The organism is Flavobacterium cupriresistens (assembly GCF_020911925.1).
Classification (GTDB): Bacteria; Bacteroidota; Bacteroidia; order Flavobacteriales; family Flavobacteriaceae; genus Flavobacterium; species Flavobacterium cupriresistens.
Genome location: NZ_CP087134.1, coordinates 1,523,199 through 1,540,402, shown reverse-complemented (window position 1 = coordinate 1,540,402; position 17,204 = coordinate 1,523,199). Strand labels below are relative to the sequence as shown.

The window sequence follows — 17,204 nt, the reverse complement described above, 5'->3', positions numbered from 1 at the left end:
ATTCAGTTTGCGAAAATACAATTATCTAGTTAATAACAATACAACTAGGGTTTTATTTTACACATTTTTTTTCAATTACTAAAAAAATCACTCTTTTATAGTCATTTTTACTAATTCGATTTTCTTATTTGTTGCCTCTTCTATCACGAAATGATAGTTATCAATCACTATTTCTTCCCCTTTTTGAGGAATTTCTTTTGTTGAATTTACTATAAAACCTCCTAAAGTACCGTATGAATCTTCTTCGGGAATACCCAATTTGTAGGTTTCATTCAAATACTCTACATCTAAACGAGTTGAAAACAAATACTTACCCTGGCTCAACTCCTGCTCTATCAATTCCTCATCCAGATCATGCTCGTCTTCGATCTCACCAAAAAGTTCTTCTACAATATCTTCTATGGTAATTATCCCTGCTGTTCCTCCATGTTCATCTAAAACAACCGCGACATTCTTTCTTTTTTTGATCAACAGATTTAACGCGTCTTTTATCGAAATAGTTTCCGGAACAAACTCTACTGTCATCAAAACAGATTTGATTGTTTTTGGCTTCTTAAACAAATCAAAAGAATGCACATAACCCACGATATCATCTAATGAGTTTTGACTCACTACAATTTTAGAATATCCGGTTTCTATAAATACTTCTTTAAGTTCTTCAACACTGTCAAATAAATCCACCGCAACAATTTCTGTACGTGGTGTCATAATATCGCGCGCTTTTACACCCGAAAATTCTAAAGCATTTTGAAAAATCTGAATTTCCGAATCGACTTCTTCATTATCCTCAACAGAACTCATTTGTTCGTTAATATAATTTCCGAGCTCTACTTTACTAAAATACAACTGTACCTGATCTCCCTCTGTTTTAAAAAATTTCTTTAAAACAAAATCTGAAATCCAGATAAAGAAAGTCGAAATATAGTAAAATAGTCTATAAAACAGATAGGCCGGAATTGCAAAAAATTTAATTAAGGAATTGGCATAAATCTGAAAGAAAACCTTAGGAAGAAACTCAGCTGTAATCAAAACTATAAAAGTAGAAATTACGGTCTGAATCAACAAACCAGCAACCTCAGAGAACCGATAACCCAATTGAGTTAGCTGCATCAAGATCAGATCACCCATAAAAAAACCATAAACTACCAGCGCCACATTGTTACCAATGAGCATTGCAGCAATAAATTTAGAGGGATTACCGGTAAGTTTGGTAAGAATTTGAGAGAGAAAATTATCCTGTTTTTTTTCTATTTCAAGATAAATTTTATTCGAGGAAATAAAAGCAATTTCCATTCCTGAAAAAAAGGCTGACAGTATTAAACATAGTATTATAATACCAATCTCCATTTTTTATTGTTTTTTGTTACGATCGTCAAATTTCCTGGCAAATTTTCTCCTGAAGAAAAACATAAAAACAGCTAAACCGGCAATTATAAAACTCATCGTAGAGCCTTCAATTCCTTCGTTTAGCTTTATAACGCCATCATAAATAAAGAAAACTGCAAATAATATGTAAACGTATTGTGTGTATTTTAAATAACCCATAATATAATTTATTCTTCGGCTTCTAATTCGCCTGTTATTCGTTGTGAATTTATCACTTTAAAATCCTTACTAAAATCAATTCCCTGTCCGTAAGAAACCCCTTTTGCATCTGTAAGCTTAAATTTTCTTTCGGTATAAAACCATTCGTTCTTCTGATCAAAATACAACTGCTCTGTCTCCAGCATCTGACCGGTTTCTGATGTGATTTTCACTTTTCCCTGCAAATCAATAATTCCGGTTGGCTTATAGGAAATAGCGTAATTTGATCTTATAAAGGTACGTTTTAGATTTTTATCATATAAAGTAACATCAATTCCCTTTGGAAACTCTGTAAACGGAAAATCGAGATTCGAATAATCCAACATTTTAGAACTAACCAAAACTCCGGTTATACGTCCTGAATCCGTATATTTTATATTTACGGTATCGGCATCACTGCCGGGAACAAACTCTGAAAAGTTACTTTTCTGAACTTCTTTAAAATTACTTTCGCATCCAAAAAACATTGTCACAGCAAGAACTGTGACAATTGTTAGTATATATTTCTTTGGTAAATTCATTTGCCAAATGTAGTAAATTGTACTGAGCTTAAAAAAACATAAAGTTATGTTTAGTTGAATCTGCTTTTCACAAACCATCTATCGTTAAAAGAGAAACTCATGCTAAAATTCATGTAATTTTCTTTAACTAAACCTGATGAAGTAGTTCCCTTTTTACCAAATTCAATTCCAAAATTTACATTTGAAAAAGTCCCTGTAATTGGAAAACCGGCACCCAATGTCATACCAACATCATTAATTGATTCATTATTGATAATCAAACCTACTTTTTCATATTTAAGACCCGCTCTATAGGTAACTCTGCTTAAGTAACTTGAGAAAGAAGTATAGTTAGGAATGTAATAACCCCCAACAGCATATTTTGAAGATTTTTCGTAACGCACATTACTAGCTGTATTGTAATAATTAGCAAGTGAACCTGCATCGCCTTGAAAAGCCATTGTAGTACCTACTAACCATTTTCTCGCTTCTCCAATACCTGCACCAAATGTAAATTTACCAGGAATCTTTAACTTAACCGAATTTTCAGGATAGGTAAACGTGTTCGGATCTCCGTCAACTTCAGTAATTCTGCCATTGTCTGAATTTAAATTACCCGAGAAGGTATAACTCAAACTCGTATACAAGTTCAATTTTTTATCGATCTTCGTCTGATACATTGTACCAATATTAAAGTTCACCCCTGATAACTCAGAAGTATTTGTTTCTCTGGTAGCATTTTGAACATCTGTTTTCATCTCTACGCTTGTAGTCGTGATTTTACCAAAATTATATTGTACATCAGCACCAATATTCCATTTAGGTGTAATTTTATAACCAAGTCCGAAAAACACTTTATTAACTCCACCCTTTCCTTCTAACTGACTGCTTATTGCATCCGGAATAGTGGTTTTGTCATTTGAAATTCTATACCCAACGGAAGTTAAAGGAACCAAACCAATAGCAGCACCAAACTTACCCATCGGAATACCTAAAGCCAAATAATCAAAAGTTGATCTTTGTGCTTTTGAAGTCTCTTTATCCGTTTTTATTTTAGTTGTTCCAAAAGTACCTCCAACACTAAAAGTGGTTTGCCCCAAACTGGCATAACTTGCGGGATTTTCAATATTCAAATGTATCGAATCCTGCTCTACTGCAACTCCCCCCATAGACCTGTATTCAAGAGTTCCTTTGAATCTTGCATCACCAATTCCGTAAAAAGAATAAGGCGATGAAGTACCTTGCTGTGCAAATGAAACGAACGATATAAGTAAACAAGTACTTATTATAATTTTTTTAATCATTGTCGATTTTATATTGAAATGTTTGGTTCAAACTTTCTAAAAGGAAATTTGAATTGGCAAATATGGTATTTTTTAATCGTTTAGCCAAAAAATCTGCATCGCCACCCGTTAAAATTATTATAAAATTTGAAAAATTTGCCCGATACTCCTCGATAAAACCATCAACCTCATAGACAAACCCGTTGACAACACCAGAATGAATGGCCTCTTTTGTAGAATCACCTATATAGTGTTCCGGTACTTCTAAAGTTAGCAAAGGCAATTTGGCCGTAAAATTATGCAGCGCTTCATAACGCAATCTGAGTCCGGGAGAGATTGCACCACCCAAATACTGATCCTGTTCGTCTATAAAATCATAAGTAATACAAGTTCCGGCATCTATCACCAATCTGTTTTGTTTTGGAAACTGCAAAGTGGCTCCGGCTGCCAAAACCATCCGGTCTATTCCTAACGTTTTTGGAGTTGCATATTTGTTTATGAAAGGAAAAACGTCTTCATGTGTCAAAAAATGAATCGTAAGCTGCTTTTCGAAAGTCAAAAAAGCTTGTTTTTCGATATTTCCGACCGACGCAACGACCAAATCAGTACAATTTTGAAATTTTTTTAAAATATTTTCAATTTTATTCTCGAAGTCACTTTTCTCAAAAACGAAGCTCTCCAGAATACTACCTCCCTCAAAGACAGCCGCTTTAATTCTAGTATTTCCAACGTCAACTGTTAAAACCATATTTGTTTTTTTACCTGTGCGAAGATACGAATTGATTTTTTTAAACAAATGTTTTGGATAAACCAAAAATGGTTCTATCTTTGCACCCGCAATCAGCACGGTGCCTTAGCTCAGATGGTAGAGCAATGGACTGAAAATCCATGTGTCCCTGGTTCGATCCCTGGAGGCACCACCAAAACCCGAATAGCAATATTCGGGTTTTTTGTTTTTATACCTTTTCTAAAAAATAAAGACTACTTGTCCTTGATCCCAGATCTGACGTTTATTTAATTCCAAATTTTGAAATTCCAAATTCCAGTCTCGAAGAAGCGGAACGGGTGCAGAAATTGTCTTTCTTGTTTTTAAATTAAACCTAACAGGTTTTTGAAACCTGTTAGGTTTGGCTTTTGAGGTGTTTTTTTCACGCAGATTTTGCAGATTCTAGCAGATTTTTTAGCATTGATTCTGCTTAAATCTGCTAAATCTGCGTGAAACTTTATTTTGTCCCCAACTTATTCTTCATCCCAGATCTCATGTTTATTAAATTCCAAATTTTGAAATTCCAAATTCCAATCTCGAAGAAACGGAACGGGTGCAGAAATTGTCTTTCTTGTTTTTAAATTAAAGCTAACAGGTTTCAAAAACCTGTTAGGTTTGGTTTTTGAGGTATTTTTTCACGCAGATTTAGCAGATTCTAGCAGATTTTTTTAGCATTGATTCTGCTTAAATCTGCGTGAAACTATATTTTGTCCCCAACTTATTCTTGATCCCAGATCTCATCTTTATTAAATTCCAAATTTTGAAATCCCAAATTCCAATCTCGAAGAAGCGGAACGGGTGCAGAAATTGTCTTTCTTGTTTTTAAATTAAACCTAACAGGTTTCAAAAACCTGTTAGGTTTGGTTTTTGAGGTATTTTTTCACACAGATTTTGCAGATTCTAGCAGATTTTTTTAGCATTGCTTCTGCCGAAATCTGCTAAATCTGCGTGAAACTTTATTTTGTCCCCAAAACTCACATGTCATTCTACAAAAATCAACAGCTCTTTGTTAAAGCACCAGGCGCATTTTCTTACAATATAAAGTAAGACCAAAATAAACCTCAAATTAAACCGGTTTGTTATTTTTATTGACCAATCTTATCACTCCCTACAAAGAAAACTCAGGAGTTTACTCAAAATGAGCACACTAGTTTTCTAGGAAAGCCTTCATCTTTCGAAGCTGATTCCTGAAAAACTGTTACAAAATTTCAAACTTTAAAACCTTAGATTTAAATTTTTAAAACAATCGTGTAAAATGTTTTGGATAAACCAAAAATCCTCCTATATTTGCACCCGCAATAAGCATGGTGCCTTAGCTCAGATGGTAGAGCAATGGACTGAAAATCCATGTGTCCCTGGTTCGATCCCTGGAGGCACCACCAAAACCCGAATAGCAATATTCGGGTTTTTTGTTTTTATACTTTATCCTTATTATGGACCAAGTCCAAAAGTTATGGATTCTTACTAGAATCCTTCTTCTGAGTCCGAGAATCTCTCTCGCAAAGTCGCAGAGTCGCTAAGTTTTTTTCTGCTTTTTTTGACCTTTACACCTTTGTTATTTTCGAAAAAAGAAATCCCTACTTCTACAAACCCTTTTTAATTTATAAAATTTAAGGCTCTTTTATTTATTCTGCCACAGATTTAAAGGATTAAAATGATTAATAATTTGTGACGCAGAAAAAATAGACACGAATTACACAAATTAATTCGCGGCAATTGGTGTAATTCATGGCAAACGATTAAAAAAATGCCACAGATTAAAAGATCAAAACAATTAAACAATCTGTGCGAATCCTTTTAATCTGTGGCAAAAAATAATTCGCGACAATTAATGTAATTCATGGCAAACGATTAAAAAGAAAGCCACAGATTAAAAGATTAAAATGATTAAACAATCCGTGCGAATCTCTTTAATCTGTGGTAAAAAAAATAATTCGCGACAATTAGTGTAATTCGTGGCAAACGATTAAAAAACACAGAACACAAATTGATCTTATTTTTCAAATCCGTAAATTAACTTCTCTTTACCATTCGTTAATACCAAAACATTCCAATTTAAATTTTAACACACTACTCTTGCTAATTGCTTTTCGCAACGAAATAGCAGTAAAAAATTACAATAAATAAAAAAGAATGATTGCAACTTTTCAAAGACCTAAAGTACTTTCCTTACAGCAAATCCGAAAAAACCGTTGCTAATAATATAAATTAATATTTCATAAAAAAAGTAGCGAATAAATAAAAAATTATCTTTTATATTCGTAAAAAATTTACATAATGTTTTATTTAGTGTCAAAATCACGTTTTTAATTAATGAGTAAGACTTCGGCAAAAGGAATTTGGAAAGTAATTTCCGCCTCATCCATGGGAACCATGATAGAATGGTACGATTTCTATATTTTCGGAAGTTTGGCCGTTGTCTTATCGACCAAATTTTTTCCGGGCGATAATCCGACTGCTGCTTTTTTATCGACTTTGGCCACTTTTGCAGCTGGGTTTGTGGTGCGCCCGTTTGGTGCTTTATTTTTTGGAAGACTTGGCGACATCATTGGTCGCAAATATACTTTTATGGCTACTTTATTATTAATGGGTGGCTCCACTTTCTTAATTGGATGTATTCCGAGTTATGAAACAATCGGCTTTTTAGCTCCTGTACTGGTGCTGATTCTTCGTTTACTACAAGGACTTGCTCTTGGTGGCGAATATGGCGGAGCTGCTACTTATGTCGCTGAACATGCTCCTGAAGGACAGAAGGGATATTGGACCTCCTGGATTCAAACCACAGCTACTGTGGGGTTGTTTATCTCTTTGATGGTGATTTTGGTGACTAAAAATACGCTTTCGGCAGCAGCTTTTGATTCCTGGGGATGGCGTGTGCCATTCTGGATTTCTATTGTTATGGTTGGTGTCTCTTATTTGATACGAAAAAATATGGATGAATCTCCGGTTTTCGCAAAAGCAAAAAAAGAAGGTACTACCAGCAAAAATCCGCTTAAAGAAAGTTTCGGAAACCGCTATAACTTAAAATTTGTTTTGTTGGCCTTATTTGGCGCTACAATGGGACAAGGTGTTGTTTGGTACACGGGACAGTTTTATGCGATGAGTTTTATGAAAACGGTGATGAATATTAATTCTTCACAAGTTGATAGTTTGTTGGGAATTGCGCTATTACTAGGAACTCCTTTTTTCATCTTCTTCGGATGGCTGAGCGACAAAATAGGACGTAAATATATCATGATGTCGGGTATGTTGCTGGCTATTTTATTCTACAGACCTATTTACAGAACAATGTACACCACAACTGATGTGGAACACAAAACAGAAATCATAGCAAAAACGACACAAACGGTCGAGAATTCAAATAACGGAAGTTCTGTAACTACGACCACAAAAAACTACACGGACGGCACATCCGCTGTCGAGAAAACAACATATGCATCAAAAAAAGAAGCACAAAAAAATATTTCAATTACAATAAACCCAAGTGATAAATGGACTTTAGTTTTTCTGGTCTTTATTCAGGTGTTATTTGTTACCATGGTGTACGGACCGATTGCTGCCTTTTTAGTAGAAATGTTTCCAACTAAAATCAGATACACCTCGATGTCTCTGCCGTATCATGTCGGGAATGGAATTTTTGGAGGTTTACTTCCTGCTATTTCAACCTATTTTGTAACACATGCCAAAGAAGCCGGAAAACCTGACTTTTATCTTGACGGATTATGGTATCCGATCATTATTGCTTCGGTATGTTTTGTAATTGGAATGATTTATATCGATACTAAAAACCAAACCACTCACCTTTAAAATTTTAAAACATGAATGCGATTAAACAAATTTTGGGTGTTTTATGGGTTATCCTCGCGGCGGCGGCGGCTTATTTCTGCGTCTTTGAATTTGGTTTACCAAAACTACTTTCGGACAAACAGGATGATCTAGTTTTTGGCGTTATTATCCTTTTTATCCTTACGCCATTGATTGTCTTAGGTCTGGGTACTTTTGGCTATTTTTCTGTAATTGGAGAGTATAGCAAAAAGTAATAAATTATACTCCGTTGGGTGTAATTCGGAGGAATATGATTTAACACATAGGGATTTAGAATTGACAATTTTAAAACGCTTCAAAAAAAATCGTGTTTTTTATACAGAATCTTTTTAAGCAAAAACATCTTTCAGGCCTTGTTAACTATAGCTCTATGTGTTAAAAAATACAGTCTGCCGGTAAATGAAAACGAAAAAGGCTGTCTCTTATCAGACAGCCCTTTTACCATACTAAAACTAACAAATCATTATTTTTTGATGAATTTCATCACTTGCACTTTGTTATTCTCATCACTTGCTTTAACCAAATACAATCCTGTTTTCAGATCACTTACTGTAAATTGAAAATCTGATTTTCCATTGGTAGCAAAACTTTTCACCAACTGTCCGGAAATCGAGTAGATCTGAACTTTAGTTGTGGTTACATTTAAAGTAAAATAATCTGAAACCGGATTTGGGTACAGACTTACCGTGTTTCCTTTTTCAAAATCTTCGATTGCCAAACTTGCTTGTTTATTACCGTAAATTCGGTATTCTCCCGCCGGTAAACTGATTGGAGCAGCAGCATCCGTAACATTAATCGTTGTATTGTCCATTAAGTTGTACCAGGTTCCTGTATATTGAAAACCGGTTACAACGTTTTGTGTGGTAACGTCAAAATTGGCAATAATTAAAATATCTTTTAATTGTGTTGAAGCCAAACTGCTATTGGTGATTTTTATATTTACACTTAACGAATTTCCGTCAGCAATTGTAGGTGTTCCCAAAAAAACAGGTTCCGTTGTTTTAAGCGTAATCATCTTTGCCCAATCGTTGTAAATTTTATCTCTGTTTGAATCCCCCAACCAGTTCTCTACCCACTGAGGTTGCGGTTTCGTATCTAATTTACAATCTCCCGGTATAGTTGGTGAGGAATCATTTACAGTACCGTTGTTACACGTAAAAATTGATTCGTCCCAGCCTAGTTCTCCAAAATGCCAAATCATTTTTGGCCCCGGAACTAATAAAGAAACTGCTCCAATGGCTGACATTCTTGACAAAGCGGTATTCAATGTTTTTACATTATAAGTTCCATTTGAATTTCCGTATTGGATATTTTTATACATCAAACGTTCCTCATCATGACTTTCTGCATATCCCATCAGGCGATTTGCCTGAAAACCGCGACTTGCACTTGTCATTCTTGAAATATTACTGGTATATCCCATAGACAGTTCGTTGTATGGATCTGTCATTTTACCCCACATCATAATTCCTTTACTTGGTGTTTCGGCAATTCTGTAGTTCGCCCACTCTTTCTCCTCAGCATCCGTTCCTAAATGTTCAAAAATGGTATAATGTGTTGGATCAAGACTCCACGAATAATCTGCATATTTTTTCAATACATCAACCCGATCCTGCTGGAACGCATTGGTACAAGATTCATCTGAAGCAGTACAGGCTTGTGTAAATCCTTTGGTTAAATCCCAACGGAAGCCGTCAATTTTGTATTCTTCAATCCATTGTTTGATCACGCGATCAACATAGTATTGGGTTTTAAGGGATTGATGGTTAAAATCTTCCCCTACACTATAACTGTGCTTGGCAACGGTATTAAAATAAGGATTCTCGGCAGTAGGAGATCCAAAACCATCTCCATCGGGATCGTTCATCCACATTCTTACCATTGGATTTCTGCCGAATGCATGGTTTAAAGCGACATCCAGAATAACCGCAATTCCGTTTTGATGACAGAGATCTATAAGCTCTTTTAATTTATCTGAAGTCCCATAGAATTTATCTAAAGCCATATGAAAAGAGGTATTATAACCCCAACTCTCATTGCCTTCAAACTCCATTACGGGCATCAATTCAATGGCGTTTATTTTAAGATTTTTGAAATAATCTATTTTATCTATTAAATTCTGATAACTTTTGTTAGCATCAAAATCACGAACCAAAACTTCATAAACAACCAACTTCTCTTTTTCAGGTTTTGCAAAATTGGTCACCTGCCAAGGATAAGCCGTTTGTCCCGTTTTAAGTACGGTGACTTCAAATTGTTGTCCGACAGGATAAACCGGCATATTTGGATAAGAAGCAGCAGGAATGTACGGATCATCAAAAGGAGACAATACTAAAGTAGAATAAGGGTCTGCTGTTTTTACCAATGAAGGTGAATTGGCCAGTGGCGTTGCATCCACCACCCAGTATTGATAGGTGTTATTTACTCCCGATACCAAACCTGTTAACTCTAACCAGAATTTACCCGTAGTTGGGTCTTTTCTCATAGCATAAGCTGCTGTTGGCTGCCAGTTATTAAAACTTCCGGCAACGTAAACAAAATCTTTTAAAGGAGCATCCAAAACCAAGGTTGCTTTAGTAGCATCAGTCGTATTATAATTAATTCCATCAATCAAGCCTGCCGGTATTGCCTGCGATACTGTATTGGGATTTACCACTGCTGAAAACTTTTTTACAATTGTAGTCGTTCCCTGAGTGACACTTAATTCATAACTCTGATTGTTTGTAATCCCAACATGAGAATACGAGTAATTTGCAGTACTTGCATTTGTATTAATAACTGCTCCGTTTGCTTTTAAGGTATAACTTGCGGCACCATTTGTGTTTGTAGCTGTAATATTGAAGTTAGCTCCTGAGGTAATAATGGTCGTGCTGTTTTCAATTGGCGCGGTTAGATTGGCCTGAAAAGAACCAACTTCGACCACAATATCCTGCGATTGTTTGTTGCCGCTTCCGTCTTTTGCTTTGACTAGAAATCCTATTCTGCCGATTCCGTTTCTTCCAAAATATACAGATGGTGTAAATGTTTTTGTGTATGTATCTGCTCCGGGATTATAGGTAAACTTACTCGCTTCGTTTGATGCGGTCCAGGATCCGTTAGACGGAGAGTCCATTTGACTGGTATCGTTTACATCATAAGACCATGACCAAAGATATAGCGCATTTCCGGTCACCGACCAGGTTCCTTCGTTGATACTGGTTCCGTTAATCGTAATGGTAATTGGTGTAGTATCCTCAAAGGTTTGTGGATTTATTGAGTAGGTAACGGTTTGATTTTGAGCAAAAGCAGTTACTGCAATCAATAAAAATATTGATAGTAAAGTTTTTTTCATAATAATTGTGGTTATTCGGTTAGTTAGTCAGATTAAAAAAGGGCTATCTAGCAGATAGCCCCTTTTAATATTTGGGAAAATTTTATCCCTGATTAGGAATCATCAAATAGCTTCCGTCTAAATCATTGAAATAAATAACATATTTAGAGGCTGCTACTGGTATATTATCACCTGAACCTCCTCCTGAGAATGGAGTTGATCCTCCCCATGAAACATCCCAGTTATTTTCTGCTCTAAATTTAAGGCCACCATCTTTTAAAGAAGTAATGCCTAAACTCCAAATATGCCCATTGAAAGCAGATTTCAACATAGGTGTTGAGTTATCCCAACCTTTTGGCGTACTGTCTCCAATAATACCAACTGTTGAGTACGTTTTCGCTGCAGAAGCATCGTAAGCAGTTAACTTGTATGTTAATTTTTGCACATCCATTGTAAAGGTATAATATCCGTCAGTTGGAATTGCAAAACTTGCCGGATCCGGATCAGAATCTTTACCTCTATAGGCCAAAGTGCCATCTGAACCACCATACATTGGTGCCCAACTTCCTAAAGTATTTATAGCTTTAAAAGCACCTGCTTTGAAGAATCCTGTAAAGGTATATTCGTTAGCACTTTTACCACTTCTAAACAAAATCTGGTTTCCTTTGTTGTTGTCCCAGCCTGAAACTGTTGCGTCTCCCACCAAATACCAATCTTGAAAATTGTATGCCACTTTTCCTCTGTACGGCGTTACACTAATTGTGATTAATGTTTTTGAAATCTGAGGAACTCCACCGGAAACACTAGAAGCAACTTTTACATCAAACAATGAGGCTACTTCAAGTGGCCCACCAAGATCTATTGCTGCCTGATTTAAATCTTTAACGAGGACTGAAACCTCAGTAATATTACTAGTTGTTTCAAGAGTAATTGCTTTTGCAAAATCGCCTCCTTTTTTATCAATTAACAACTTATAACTTACTACTACGGGGGCAGAATATGCTGCTTTAGACCAAGTAAATTTAGCTGCTTCTTTTGATGCGTCATCTGCATCTAAAATAAATTCTATTCCTGTTGCAGGCGCCGTTATTTCGGGTGTCGAAACAGCATCAACAATTGGTCGATTGTCAACAGCATCAGCATTACATGACACCGCCAATACACCAATAAATGCGATTAAAATTTTATATATATTTTTCATTTCACTGTTTTATAAAGGTGTTAGTATCCAGGATTTTGTTTCAATGTTGGATTTGCAAGAATACTTCTCGCAGGAATAGGCATCAAATCTCTATAGGAATCAGTTCCTGTACCAGCCATAACTCCGCCTTTCCATTGCCAAACTTTAGATGATCCGCTAAATTTACCAAAACGAATTAAGTCGGTTCTTCTGTGGCATTCCCAAAACAGTTCGCGTCCTCTTTCTGCCAGAATAAAATCAAGCGTCAAATCTCCGGTAGAGACGAGTGTAGCTCCAGCTCTGCCTCTAATTTGGTTTATGTAACCTACTGCAGTCGCTAAATTACCTGCAGCTGCTCCTCTTACTGTAGCTTCTGCATACATTAAATAAACGTCAGACAGTCTGTACATTGGGAAATCCGTATCCGGAACATCAGGTCTTTGTGCTTTTGATCCGTCAGAATTAATGTTAATGAACTTTGTTACTGCATAACCATCTGTAAAAGTTCCTACATTGTTGATGTCTAATGATTGTCCATCTGTATAGAATGTACCTCTCTTATCTCCTGTTGCAGTTGCGTCAGGGAAAAGTTCCACAAATTCTTTACGGGCTCTGGTACCAAACCATCCACCATCCATACCTTGATTCGCAGCATCCATACTACCTCCGATAGAAGCGTGAATTATAAAACTCATTCCTCCACCTATAGCTCTAATAGCATTACCATCACTCACAACAGGGAAAATAAACTCACTTTGCGCACCATTTCTATTATTATCTGCAGAGAACAAATAACGATAAGGAACATTTGCAAATGTGTATCCTGAAGAAGCAATGATCTCATTACATAATACTGCAGCTTCGTTATTTCTATCTACACCTGTATATACTTTTGAGTTTAAATAAATTTGTGCCAATAAAAATTTAGCAGCTGTTTTATCCACTCTACCATATTCATTAGTTTTTGAAGCAGCTAAACTGTTATCTAAGTCTTTCAATTCAGCTTCAACAAAAGCAAAAACTTCTGCTCTTGTTTTTTGTACCGGATAAAAAAGTCCAACAGGATCTGCTTCTGTTGTAATAGGCACGTTTCCAAACAAATCCATTAAATTATAGTATGAAAATGCTCTTAAAAAACGAGCTTCAGCTCTAAAAGTAGCGATGTCAGCTTTTAAGTTTGCATCAACACCTCTGGCATTAAGTTTTTCTTCTGTACTTTGTCTTAAAAACTCATTCGCCACACTAATTTCATAGAAGGATCTTGAAAATGCTCCGGCTAAGAATTCATTTGCTGGTGACCAGGTTTGTGTATTCAAAGTTGGTAAAGTACCATCAGCCCAAGCAATAATTGCTTCGTCGGTAGGAAGTTCTTGTGTTACAAAAAGTAATCTTAAATAACTACTAAAATCTCCTCCAAGTCCTGCAATATCCGGTTTACCATCTCCATCATTACCTCCTACATATAAACCCGCGTATAATTTTGCTAATACTTGTTTGTATGAAGATGGGTCCTGAAAAAAGGTCTCAGATAAAAATTCGTTTTTATCACGTGGCGTCACATCTAAGTCGCCCGTACACGAAGTAAGCGTCAGATTTAATCCTAAGATGAATAGGAAAAAATAAGATATATATTTAAATGATATTTTCATTTTGTTTCTTTTTAAATTTTATTTTTCAGTACGCGATTAGAAACTTGCATTTACCCCAAACAAGAATGTTCTGGCTCTTGGGTAAACATTGTTATCAATTCCGTTAAATTTCTCAGGATCTAAACCATCATATTTTGTAAGTACAAAAACATTCTGAACACCGGCAGTAAATCTTAAACTTGCTGATTTTATAATAGTCTTATCAAAAGTATACCCCAGAGTAACGTTATCTAACTTAATAAAAGAAGCATCTTTTATATAGTAATCAGACAGGTAACGAGATGTACCATTATCTTCAAAAGTAAATCCTGTATTTAGATAATCTGTACTCACATTAGATAAGTCAGTTTGTCTTCTTAAACCTGCATCTGAATATCCTAAGTTAGAACTCACATTATCAAAAATGTAATTTCCTAAACTAGCTCTCCAGTTCATTGTAAGATCGAATTTTCCGTAGTTCAAAGTCGAAAACAATCCAAATGTATAATCTGCTGCTGGTTTATGAAATCTATATCGATCTCCATCATCAATTTTACCGTCTTGGTTTCTATCTACATATGCTCCTGCAATTGGTCTTTTATTAGCATCGTACAATTGTTCGTATACTAAAAAAGCTTCCGGCGCATAGCCTACAGAGTTAACCTCAATTTTATTTCCTCCACCACCAGCGATATTATCTCCAGTTAAGTATCCGTAAAAACCTGGAACAGAAACTCCTAAACCTGTGATTTTTCTATCAATATAAGTTGCATTAAAAGCCACATTCCAGTTCAATTTATCACCTTTAATAATGTCAGATTGAACACTAAATTCAAGTCCTTTAGTCCTTAGACTTCCAACATTATAAGTTCCGTTATTTCTGATATTTGCACCATCAGGAACCACAACGTCTGCTAATAAATCACTTGATTTTTTATCAAAGTAGTTTATTGTACCGGTAATTCTGTCATTTAAGAATCCAAAATCAACCCCAAGATTCATCTCTGCTAATTCTTCCCATTTGATATCCTCATTATACCCTTCTGGTCTGGCTGTTTTATAAATAGTGTTTCCAAAAATATACTGAGAATTAATCGTACCAAGTGTAACTCTTCTTAAATAATCATACTGAGCCGTAATGTCTTGTTGTCCCGTTGTCCCGTAACCAACTCTTAATTTTAAACTAGACAAAGTTTCATTATCTTTTAAGAATGATTCTTCAGCAAGATTCCATGCAAAAGCTGCTCCTCCAAAATTTCCCCATCTGTTTTCTTTAGAAAAACGTGAAGTACCATCTCTTCTGTAATTCAATGTCAAAAGATAACGACTGTCATAATTTAAAGTCAAACGACCAAAATAAGATTGTAAATTAACATCCGGATCAACTGTTGTTAACTCATTACGGGTTGGTTGTGTAGTTTCTCCCGATTCGTATTTCTGTTTTTGAAACAATTGGTAGTTATACCCCGCAGTGGCATCAATTTTAAATTTCCCCAGATCTTTAGTATAATTAAAGTACGTATTTAAGTTCTTGTTTTGAAGATTATTAGTGTAACTATTGTAGTTTCCTAAATTTACCCAATTTCCTGAACTAAAAGCATTTGGTTGAAACCCTAAAGCACTTTGTGTACTTTGTCTGTTGTACCCATTACTGTCAAATCTATCAATACCTGCTTCAGCAATAATTCTTAAATCTTCGAAGAAATGAAATTTATAATCTACCCTTACATTCCCCCATTTTCTGGTAGAAGTTGCTCTTTTATCTTCCAGATTTAATCTCGCAACCGGATTTCTTGAAGGCAATAATGGTAAATTTCCGTTAGGCTCCAACCATTCAAAGTAACCTCCATAACGAGATCCTGCCTCATAAACCGGTTGTGTTGGATCAAATCCTATTGCGCCACCAATAATGGCAGCTTCGTCCTGAAATTGATTTTTACCAAAGGCTATATTTCCGCTAATATCAATTTTCAGGTGATTATCAAACAAAACAGGATTTAACGATATCGATGTCGTAGTTCTTTCAAAAGAAGTGTTTCTTAGGATTCCAGGATTATCTACATTACCGACAGATAAACGCACCGGCAATTTATTAAATAAAGCACCGCTTACAGAGATATTGTTGTTTGTTGTTAAGGCTGTATGAAAAATTTCTTTCTGCCAGTCTGTACTTGCAGTGCCCATTAACGCTTTTTGGGCATCGCTTCCTTTTGTGTTAACTAAATTACGGAATTGGTCTGCACTTAACACATCAACTGTATTAGCCACGGTATTTACACCAATTTGCGAGTTAAAATTAACTTTTACTCCACCTTTAGTACCTTTTTTGGTCGTAATTACAATTACACCATTTGCTGCTCTGGATCCGTAGATTGCCGCCGCAGATGCATCTTTTAAAACGGTAAAAGACTCAATATCATTTGGGTCAATAGTAGATAAAATACTAGTTGCACCACTAGGAACTGCATTACTTAAAGGAAGTCCATCCAAAACAATTAACGGCTCATTAGACGCTGTTAAGGAAGATCCTCCACGAATTCTGATGTCTGCTTTAGCACCCGGAGCACCGCCGCCAACAACATTTACACCCGAGATACGACCGCTAATAAGACTTTCCGGAGTTACGTTGATACCTTTGTTAAATTCTTTAGAAGAGATTTGTGATACAGAACCCGTCGCATCCTTTTTCTTAACAGTTCCGTAACCTACTTGTACCACAACTTCCTTAAGTTGATTGGTATCTTCTTCAAGAGAAACTGTTAATGTTTTTTGTCCGTTAAAGGCTATCGTTGACGTCTTATATCCAATAAATGAAACCAGAATTTTGTCGCCGTTTTTCACATTAGACAGCTGAAATTTACCATCAAAATCTGTTGCTGCTCCGCCCGGAGCACCTTGTACATTTACGTTTACTCCCGGAATCGGCTGTCCTGTAGCCAGATCCTTTACAACGCCATTTAATGTGTTCTGAGCCAACACACTAAAAGGTAGTAAAAGGAATAAAAATAACAACTTTTTATAAATTGTTTTCATACTTTTTGTTTAAATTAGTTTTGAGTTTTTGATTGTTAGTTAAGTTTTTAATTTTACTTCGAATCTCAAAATTAGGAATTAATTAACATGCTCAA

General features: G+C 35.6%; 11 protein-coding genes and 2 tRNA genes. 4 read left to right on the top strand and 9 right to left on the bottom strand.

Annotated elements, in window-relative coordinates; genetic code table 11:
- Window positions 1–87: 87 nt before the first annotated feature.
- From LNP23_RS06950 to LNP23_RS06930, 5 genes are read right to left on the bottom strand one after another with little or no spacing between them, the layout of a single operon-like run.
- Window positions 88–1,347, bottom strand: a complete 1,260-nt coding sequence (locus tag LNP23_RS06950) for a hemolysin family protein (protein WP_230004391.1) — start codon at window positions 1,345–1,347, stop codon at window positions 88–90.
- A 3-nt stretch (window positions 1,348–1,350) separates the two neighbouring features.
- Window positions 1,351–1,545: a hypothetical protein gene (locus LNP23_RS06945; RefSeq protein ID WP_230004390.1), complete on the bottom strand. Its 195-nt coding sequence runs from the start codon at window positions 1,543–1,545 to the stop codon at window positions 1,351–1,353.
- An 8-nt stretch (window positions 1,546–1,553) separates the two neighbouring features.
- A complete protein-coding gene (gene lptC, locus LNP23_RS06940; protein ID WP_047772725.1) occupies window positions 1,554–2,105 on the bottom strand; it encodes an LPS export ABC transporter periplasmic protein LptC in 552 nt (183 codons plus the stop codon).
- Window positions 2,106–2,155: 50 nt separating this feature from the next.
- Window positions 2,156–3,388, bottom strand: a complete 1,233-nt coding sequence (gene bamG, locus LNP23_RS06935) for a BamG family beta-barrel-assembly machinery protein (protein WP_230004389.1) — start codon at window positions 3,386–3,388, stop codon at window positions 2,156–2,158.
- A complete protein-coding gene (locus LNP23_RS06930) occupies window positions 3,381–4,115 on the bottom strand; it encodes a type III pantothenate kinase (protein WP_230004388.1) in 735 nt (244 codons plus the stop codon). The genes bamG and LNP23_RS06930 overlap by 8 nt, the downstream gene beginning before the upstream one ends.
- Before the next feature lie 99 nt (window positions 4,116–4,214).
- Between LNP23_RS06930 and LNP23_RS06925 the strand changes: the two genes are divergently transcribed.
- The 4 genes from LNP23_RS06925 (at window position 4,215) to LNP23_RS06910 (ending at window position 8,173) form a co-directional block, all read left to right on the top strand.
- Window positions 4,215–4,290, top strand: a tRNA-Phe gene (locus LNP23_RS06925).
- A 1,149-nt stretch (window positions 4,291–5,439) separates the two neighbouring features.
- Window positions 5,440–5,515: transfer RNA gene (locus LNP23_RS06920), tRNA-Phe, on the top strand.
- Window positions 5,516–6,446: 931 nt separating this feature from the next.
- A complete protein-coding gene (locus LNP23_RS06915; RefSeq protein ID WP_230004387.1) occupies window positions 6,447–7,940 on the top strand; it encodes an MFS transporter in 1,494 nt (497 codons plus the stop codon).
- Between the two features lie 11 nt (window positions 7,941–7,951).
- Window positions 7,952–8,173: a DUF6814 family protein gene (locus LNP23_RS06910; RefSeq protein WP_047777813.1), complete on the top strand. Its 222-nt coding sequence runs from the start codon at window positions 7,952–7,954 to the stop codon at window positions 8,171–8,173.
- 248 nt (window positions 8,174–8,421) lie between these two features.
- Here LNP23_RS06910 and LNP23_RS06905 read toward each other — a convergent pair whose 3' ends face one another.
- From LNP23_RS06905 to LNP23_RS06890, 4 genes are all read right to left on the bottom strand, one after another.
- The gene (locus LNP23_RS06905; protein ID WP_230004386.1) at window positions 8,422–11,289 is read right to left on the bottom strand and encodes an alpha-amylase family glycosyl hydrolase; all 2,868 of its coding nucleotides are present in this window, start codon (window positions 11,287–11,289) and stop codon (window positions 8,422–8,424) included.
- Between the two features lie 82 nt (window positions 11,290–11,371).
- A complete protein-coding gene (locus LNP23_RS06900; protein ID WP_230004385.1) occupies window positions 11,372–12,469 on the bottom strand; it encodes a SusE domain-containing protein in 1,098 nt (365 codons plus the stop codon).
- A 20-nt stretch (window positions 12,470–12,489) separates the two neighbouring features.
- Window positions 12,490–14,097 (bottom strand): RagB/SusD family nutrient uptake outer membrane protein, encoded by a 1,608-nt coding sequence (locus LNP23_RS06895; protein ID WP_230004384.1) that lies wholly within the window; start codon window positions 14,095–14,097, stop codon window positions 12,490–12,492.
- A 36-nt stretch (window positions 14,098–14,133) separates the two neighbouring features.
- A complete protein-coding gene (locus LNP23_RS06890; RefSeq protein ID WP_230004383.1) occupies window positions 14,134–17,109 on the bottom strand; it encodes a SusC/RagA family TonB-linked outer membrane protein in 2,976 nt (991 codons plus the stop codon).
- Window positions 17,110–17,204 lie beyond the last annotated feature (95 nt).

Excerpts from the sequence above, each read along its gene's own strand:
- LNP23_RS06950 (WP_230004391.1), bottom strand. The coding sequence starts at position 1,347 with ATGGAGATTGGTATTATAATACTATGTTTAATACTGTCAGCCTTTTTT.
- LNP23_RS06945 (WP_230004390.1), bottom strand. The coding sequence starts at position 1,545 with ATGGGTTATTTAAAATACACACAATACGTTTACATATTATTTGCAGTT.
- lptC (WP_047772725.1), bottom strand. The coding sequence starts at position 2,105 with ATGAATTTACCAAAGAAATATATACTAACAATTGTCACAGTTCTTGCT.
- bamG (WP_230004389.1), bottom strand. The coding sequence starts at position 3,388 with ATGATTAAAAAAATTATAATAAGTACTTGTTTACTTATATCGTTCGTT.
- LNP23_RS06930 (WP_230004388.1), bottom strand. The coding sequence starts at position 4,115 with ATGGTTTTAACAGTTGACGTTGGAAATACTAGAATTAAAGCGGCTGTC.
- LNP23_RS06915 (WP_230004387.1), top strand. The coding sequence starts at position 6,447 with ATGAGTAAGACTTCGGCAAAAGGAATTTGGAAAGTAATTTCCGCCTCA.
- LNP23_RS06910 (WP_047777813.1), top strand. The coding sequence starts at position 7,952 with ATGAATGCGATTAAACAAATTTTGGGTGTTTTATGGGTTATCCTCGCG.
- LNP23_RS06905 (WP_230004386.1), bottom strand. The coding sequence starts at position 11,289 with ATGAAAAAAACTTTACTATCAATATTTTTATTGATTGCAGTAACTGCT.
- LNP23_RS06900 (WP_230004385.1), bottom strand. The coding sequence starts at position 12,469 with ATGAAAAATATATATAAAATTTTAATCGCATTTATTGGTGTATTGGCG.
- LNP23_RS06895 (WP_230004384.1), bottom strand. The coding sequence starts at position 14,097 with ATGAAAATATCATTTAAATATATATCTTATTTTTTCCTATTCATCTTA.
- LNP23_RS06890 (WP_230004383.1), bottom strand. The coding sequence starts at position 17,109 with ATGAAAACAATTTATAAAAAGTTGTTATTTTTATTCCTTTTACTACCT.